Raw genomic sequence first — 6,197 nt, 5'->3', positions numbered from 1 at the left:
CACGGCACGGACCAGTCGCAGGCCGGGGGATTGCGCCTGCGCCTGATCGGTGAGGCAGACGACGATGCTCTGATCACGGTCGCCGTTGAGCGTTTCGAACGGGATATCGATATGGCCGTGCTCGGGATGGTCGAAGCGCAGCGTGCCGGAGATCAGGTCGTCGACATGTTGTGGTTGCCAACGGCTTTCGAATTCCGGATATTCGCGCAGGGTGGCGATCAGGTCGAGTAGCCGGTCCTCGCCCGGCCAAAACACGGTTGCCCGGCGCAGTGCGGCCGAGAAGCTGTCGGCCACCTCGTTCCAGTTGCGCAGTACCTGCTTGGCGCGCGGATGGGTGAAGGTGAACCAGGCCAGATTCGAGGTTTCCGGATCGTCGAGCAGCCCAAGGGGTTTCGCGATGGCCTCCCACGCCGGATTCCAGCCGAGCACATTGAGCCGTCGCCCGAGCACGAAGGCCGGCGTCGGCTGCAGTGCGCGCAGGATGGTCTCCATCGCGGATGTCGGATGTTCGGCAGCGGATTCGGTCGTGGGGCAGCGGGATTCGTTACTCGAAGTGACGGCGAGCCAGCCGAAGTGATGGCGATCCTTACCGTCGATCAGCAGCGCCTGCGCGAGCGCATCGATTACCGCGCCCGAGGGGTTGGTATCGCGGCCCTGCTCCAGCCGGGCCAGATAGTCGGCGCTGACTCCGGCGCGCACCGCGACCTCTTCGCGGCGCAGGCCCGGGGTCCGGCGGCGGCGGCCCTCGGGGAGACCCACATCCGAAGGCCGCAATTGGGCGCGGCGCGCCATGAGGTACTCCGCGAAGGGGTTCGGTGCCATGCGTTTCATCGTGCCCTGTCCTGGGATGGTTAGCCGCGCCCTGCGGGGTCCAGGATAACGGCGGTCTGGTTAACGGACCACGGTCCGGTCATGGTTTATCGCATGACATCTTCTACCGAATCCACCACTGCCACCGCGCTTGCCCCGGGTTCCTGGGCCCTGGACGCCATGCACTCCCAGGTCCAATTCACCATCCGCCACCTCGGCATTTCCAAGGTCCGCGGCCGTTTCGGCAAGTTCGAGACCGAGTTCGTCGTCGACGACAAGGGCTTTGCCACCCTCGGCGCCACCATCTACCTCGACTCCTTCGACACCGGCAATGCCGATCGCGACAACCACGTCCGGACCGCCGATTTCCTTGATGTCGCCAACCGCCCCACCCTGACCTTCCGCGCCGTCGAGCCGGTGCAGGTCGCCGAATCGTTCGTGGTCGAGGGCGAGGCCGCCCTCGGCGGGATCACCAAGCCGGTCACCCTCGACGTGGAGTGGGGCGGTGTGCAGGTATTCGCCGGAACCGGGGACCGGCATGCAGGTTTCTCCGCGACCGGCGCCATCAAGCGCACCGACTTCGGCGTCGGCGGCCCGCTGCCCGGCATGCTCAGCGATACGGTCAAGATCGAGCTGGAAATCCAGCTCATCGAGCCCAAGTAGTGGCATTTCCGCCGAGCGGGTACGGCGTTCGCGACAGGCGAACGTCAGCCCGCGCGCTCGGCGGAGCGGGCTGTCGATTCCGGAAGTGACCACTGATTTCGCAGGTACATGGGTAACTCGTCGGGAACGCCCCGAGCTGAATTGTTGCCCGACCGCCGGCCGCCGACGTGGATTTCGTAGCTGCTAGTGGGGCGCTGAATACCCGGGGAGGCGGGGGAGCATTAGCCTTGATTTCGACAGCACACAGGACTCTAGGTTCGGAGGTTGGCCGTGGAGGTCAAGATCGGTATTTCGGATAGCCCGCGCGAGCTCGTGATCAATAGCGGGCAGACCCCGGACGAGGTCGAGGCGCTGGTGTCCGGTGCGCTGAGCGGCGAGGGCGGCGTCGTCGCGCTCACCGACGAGAAGGGCCGCAAGTTCTTGATCCAGGCCTCGAAGGTCGCCTACGTCGAGATCGGCGCCGCCACCGGGGGTCGGGTCGGCTTCGCCGCCGTCTGAGCCGAACCGCGGCACGACAGCCAACAGCCCCTGCACTCATGCGAGTGCAGGGGCTGTTGTCGTTTTCGTCCGAGGTGTCGGCTCGGCTCAGTTGATCGGGTGCAGCGGCACGTGCGACAGACCGCCCCAGGCCAGTGCGACGGTGGTGTCGACCGCCTCTTCCTTCGGGATCGGCCGATCCGCCTCCAGCCAGTACCGCGCGGTGAACTGGCTGGTGCCGACCAGCCCGACCGCGAGGATCCGGGCCCGGTAGGGATCCAGGCCGGAATCGTGGGCGACCAGATCGAAGACCGCGTCCACACAGGCCTCGGTGGCCTGCTCGACCCGGCGCTGCACCTGCGGCTCGCTGATCAGATCGGATTCGAAAACCAGTCGGAAGCCCTGCATTTCATTGTCGACGAAGTCGAAGTAGGCCTGCACGGCGGCACGGACGCGCTGACGGTTGTCGGTGGTCGAGCGCAGCGCCTGGCGCACACTCGACACCAGCATGTCGACGTAGTTCTGTAGCACCGCCAGGTAGAGCTCGAGCTTGCTGGCGAAGTGCTGATACAGCACCGGCTTGCTGACTCCGGCGCACTGCGAGATCTCGTCCATGCCAGCGGCGTGGTAACCGCGTTGCACGAAGACCTCACTGGCCGCCAGGAGTAGCTGTTGACGACGCTCGTCGCGCGGAAGCCGGGTACCGCGCTTGGTCGGCGCCATGGCGTCGGACGACGTTCTGCGCGACGTCATCCGGTCCGCGAGGTCAGTCATTTCGGCTCTCCCAGTCGATGCCCCGGTTATATGGGGTTGTGCACCGGGTATCCAATGAACGATACCCGGTCGTAGCTCACATGCGGTTCGGGGCCGGAGATCAAGCCCACTCGGTGAGATATGTCGCACCCGTTCCGGCCCGTATCCGGCTCGGTTCAGCGGTATTGCCCCCTGTGAGACGCTGGTGAGTGTGACCGACCGCGCGGAAAGATCCTCCGGCGGCGGGCGAGATGAGCACCGCCCCGCTGGCTACACCGCGTTCGGTTCCGTAGTCTCGGGCCCTGTGGAAAGGCCGGACCCCGAGGTGCGTACGGGGGCAGCCGCTAGAAATGGTGCTGCTGCCCGAGCTCGCGTCGAGGTCTCCAACGACCGGTCGTCCAGACCCGGGGCGGCGCAGCGGGATAAGAGCGATGTCGAGATCTACGATCCGCTCGGCCTGTACGAACCGCCCATCGATCGCTCCCATCAGCCGCTGCGAGCGCGCTGGGATCCCACCGCCGCCGACGAGAATCGCTCGCGCCCACCGAGGCCGGAGCGCGATGCCAAGAAACAGAGCGCACTCGGTCGCTTCATCCGCACCTACGGCTGGCGTGCCTACGCCCTGCCCGTGCTGTTCGTGGTCACCGTGCTGGTGATCGTGGACGCGGTGCGCGGCGGCACCGATCCCGCGAAGATCGCAGGCGGCGCACCGGGATTCGGGCAGCTCAGTCCGCACACGGCCTCCGCTGGCATCATCGGCGCACCGCCCGGCGACGGCCACTTCCCGACCAACCTGCCGACCGGCGCGCTGCCCGACGGTGGGCCGTTCACCGAAATCGGCACGGGCACATGGCATGTGGTGCCGGGTAGCACGGTGCAGGTGGGCACGGGATCGGGATCCCAGTTCAAGTACACGGTCGAAATCGAGGACGGCATCGACACTTCCGGATTCGGCGGGGACGAATCCGTTGCCAAGATGGTCGACAGCACACTGAACAATCCGAAGAGCTGGGCGCACGACAGCAAATTCGCCTTCCGGCGCATCGATCACGGCGAACCGGACTTCCGCATTTCGCTGGCCTCCCGCGAATCCTCGCGCAAGGCATGCGGTTTCGATATTCCGATCGACTCCTCCTGTTTCAATGCCGACCTGCGCCGGGTGGTGCTGTCGGAGGTGCGCTGGGTGCGCGGTGCGCTGGCCTTCGAGGGCGATATCGGCTCCTACCGGCAGTACCAGGTCAACCACGAGGTCGGCCACGCCATTGGCTATCACCAGCATCAGCCGTGTGAGACCGACGGCGGGCTGGCGCCGGTGATGATGCAGCAGACCTTCGGCACCAAGAACAACGACATCGCCGCGCTCGACCCCGACGGCGTGGTCCCCATGGACGGCAAACGCTGCCGGTTCAACCCCTGGCCATATCCCCGCGGGTGAGTCTGTTCGCCGTGCCCTCGTGTGATTGTGCTGGTGGCCGTGCTTTCGTGTGATTGTGCCGATGGTCGTGCCTTTGCGTGAGTGGGCTGGCGGCCGTGCCTTCGCGTGAGTGGGCTGGTGGCCGTGCCTTCGCGTGAGTGGGCTGGCGGCCGTGCCTTCGCGTGAGTGGGCTGGTGGCACGCCTTCGCGTGACTGTGCTGTGGCCGAGCCTTTGCGTGACTGAGTCGATGGCGGTGCCTTCGCGCGGACGTGAGACGGGCCGCGAACTGGTCTCGCGTAAGACTCTCGGCGTGGTGGTCGCCGCGAGCGGGGCGGTTGCCGGGCTCGGTTGTCGATACGAGACGATAGGCGGGAAGAACGGTCCGGTTGTCGGTGTTGATTAGTAGGCGCTGAGCCACCGCAGTGCGATCGGCCAATTGATTCGAGGAGTCCAGGACGTGTCATCACCGAAGTCCCTGCCGCCGCTGGTCGAACCGGCCGCGGAGCTGACCAAGGACGAGATCGCCCGCTATAGCCGTCATTTGATCATTCCGGATCTGGGCGTCGACGGGCAGAAACGTCTGAAGAACGCCAAGGTGCTGGTGATCGGTGCTGGCGGCCTCGGCTCCCCCGCACTGCTCTACCTTGCGGCCGCCGGTGTCGGCACGCTGGGCATTGTCGAATTCGACGAGGTCGACGCCTCCAATCTGCAGCGCCAGATCATCCACGGCGAATCCGATATCGGCCGCCCGAAGGCCGATAGCGCGCGCGATTCCATCCTGGAGATCAACTCCGGCATCGACGTCCGGCTGCACAAGATCCGCCTGGAGCCGGAGAACGCCGTCGAGCTGTTCGCCGAATACGACCTGATCGTCGACGGCACCGATAACTTCGCCACCCGCTACCTGGTCAACGATGCCGCGGTGCTGGCGGGTAAGCCCTACGTCTGGGGCTCCATCTACCGCTTCGAGGGCCAGGTCTCGGTCTTCTGGGAGGACGCACCCGACGGCCGCGGCATCAACTACCGCGATCTCTACCCGGAGGCCCCGCCGCCCGGCATGGTGCCCTCTTGCGCCGAGGGTGGCGTGCTCGGCGTGCTGTGCGCCTCCATCGGTTCGGTCATGGTGACCGAGGCGATCAAGCTGATCACCGGCATCGGTGAGCCGCTGCTCGGCCGTCTGATGGTCTACGACGCACTGGATATGAACTACCGGACCATCAAGCTGCGCCGCGATCCGGAGCGTCAGCCGATCACCGAACTGATCGACTACGAGGCGTTCTGCGGTGTGGTCTCCGAGGAGGGCCAGGCCGCGGCCGCGGGTTCGACGATCACCGCGCGCGAACTCAAGGAGCTCATCGACGCGGGCAAGGAAATCGAGCTCATCGACGTGCGCGAACCCGTCGAATGGGACATCGTGCATATCGACGGCGCCAAACTGATCCCGAAGGATCGGTTCCTCTCCGGTGAGGCGCTCGCGGATCTGCCACAGAACCGGCCGATCGTCCTGCACTGCAAGACGGGTGTCCGCTCGGCCGAAGTGCTCGCGGTGCTCAAGAGCGCGGGCTTTTCCGACGCCACGCACGTGCAGGGCGGCATCGTCGCCTGGGCCAACCAGGTGGACAAGTCACTGCCGGTGTACTGACCACCGCGCCCCCCGAGCCGGGAGATCCGCTCGCAACGTAACCACCACGGAGCGAGTCTTACGAGCGACGTCCGCGGCCCGGCTTGCGGCCGAACGGCCGAAGCGCATGCGACGTAGTCGCCAGTCTCGGCTGCTCGGACGCAAGCCATCGGGGGGCCGCGGACACGCCGCGGCGGAGCCGCGGCAAGTTCAACACAGCCGGTACCGTACGGCCGTGACTTCTGTGGAACCCCCCGAGCACGTGCGCGCCACGTTCGGTCTGCGCGAAGTGACCCCGGTTTCCCTGGGAGACTGGGACGGCGGCTGGCGACTCGGTGATGTGGTGCTGAGCCCCGTCGCCGACTAATTTTAAGCAATTAATAGATATATTAGATTTAAAACAGTTAAATGGTGAACATGCTAAAGATATTTCAGATAAAACGATCATACATATTCCA

Annotated in this window: 6 protein-coding genes and 1 pseudogene; 5 read left to right on the top strand and 2 right to left on the bottom strand. The window is 65.6% G+C overall.

From position 1 onward, the window contains the following. Positions 1-822, bottom strand: an 822-nt coding sequence (locus ABZW16_RS42670) for a helix-turn-helix transcriptional regulator (protein ID WP_354961866.1), incomplete at its 3' end; no start/stop codon positions are given. A 102-nt stretch (positions 823-924) separates the two neighbouring features. Between ABZW16_RS42670 and ABZW16_RS42665 the strand changes: the two genes are divergently transcribed. Together ABZW16_RS42665 and ABZW16_RS42660 are read left to right on the top strand one after the other, a co-directional pair. Further along, positions 925-1,473, top strand: a complete 549-nt coding sequence (locus ABZW16_RS42665; protein WP_354961865.1) for a YceI family protein — start codon at positions 925-927, stop codon at positions 1,471-1,473. Between the two features lie 270 nt (positions 1,474-1,743). Next, positions 1,744-1,971, top strand: a complete 228-nt coding sequence (locus ABZW16_RS42660) for a DUF3107 domain-containing protein (protein WP_062984284.1) — start codon at positions 1,744-1,746, stop codon at positions 1,969-1,971. An 87-nt stretch (positions 1,972-2,058) separates the two neighbouring features. On the opposite strand, the gene ABZW16_RS42655 is transcribed toward ABZW16_RS42660, so the two are convergent. Beyond that, complete coding sequence (locus ABZW16_RS42655) at positions 2,059-2,724, bottom strand: TetR/AcrR family transcriptional regulator (protein ID WP_354961864.1); 666 nt, start codon at positions 2,722-2,724, stop codon at positions 2,059-2,061. Positions 2,725-3,142: 418 nt separating this feature from the next. Here ABZW16_RS42655 and ABZW16_RS42650 point away from each other — a divergent pair, with 418 nt between their 5' ends. The 3 genes and pseudogenes from ABZW16_RS42650 to ABZW16_RS42640 all read left to right on the top strand — a co-directional run. Next, positions 3,143-4,138: a DUF3152 domain-containing protein gene (locus ABZW16_RS42650; protein ID WP_354961867.1), complete on the top strand. Its 996-nt coding sequence runs from the start codon at positions 3,143-3,145 to the stop codon at positions 4,136-4,138. Between the two features lie 437 nt (positions 4,139-4,575). Next, positions 4,576-5,760, top strand: coding sequence for an adenylyltransferase/sulfurtransferase MoeZ (gene moeZ, locus ABZW16_RS42645; RefSeq protein WP_354961863.1), 1,185 nt, complete (start codon positions 4,576-4,578; stop codon positions 5,758-5,760). A gap of 214 nt (positions 5,761-5,974) precedes the next feature. After that, positions 5,975-6,103: pseudogene (locus ABZW16_RS42640) on the top strand (TIGR02569 family protein); the annotation flags it as partial. Between the last annotated feature and the right edge of the window lie 94 nt (positions 6,104-6,197).

The sequence above is a fragment of the Nocardia sp. NPDC004604 genome, from assembly GCF_040609795.1.
Classification (GTDB): domain Bacteria; phylum Actinomycetota; class Actinomycetes; order Mycobacteriales; family Mycobacteriaceae; genus Nocardia.
Note: the sequence above shows the minus strand (reverse complement) of the source record. Positions and strands in the feature narration are given on the sequence as shown.

What these genes read in the sequence shown, in the direction of transcription:
- ABZW16_RS42665 (WP_354961865.1), top strand. Translation starts at nt 925, where the DNA reads ATGACATCTTCTACCGAATCCACCACTGCCACCGCGCTTGCCCCGGGT.
- ABZW16_RS42655 (WP_354961864.1), bottom strand. Translation starts at nt 2,724, where the DNA reads ATGACTGACCTCGCGGACCGGATGACGTCGCGCAGAACGTCGTCCGAC.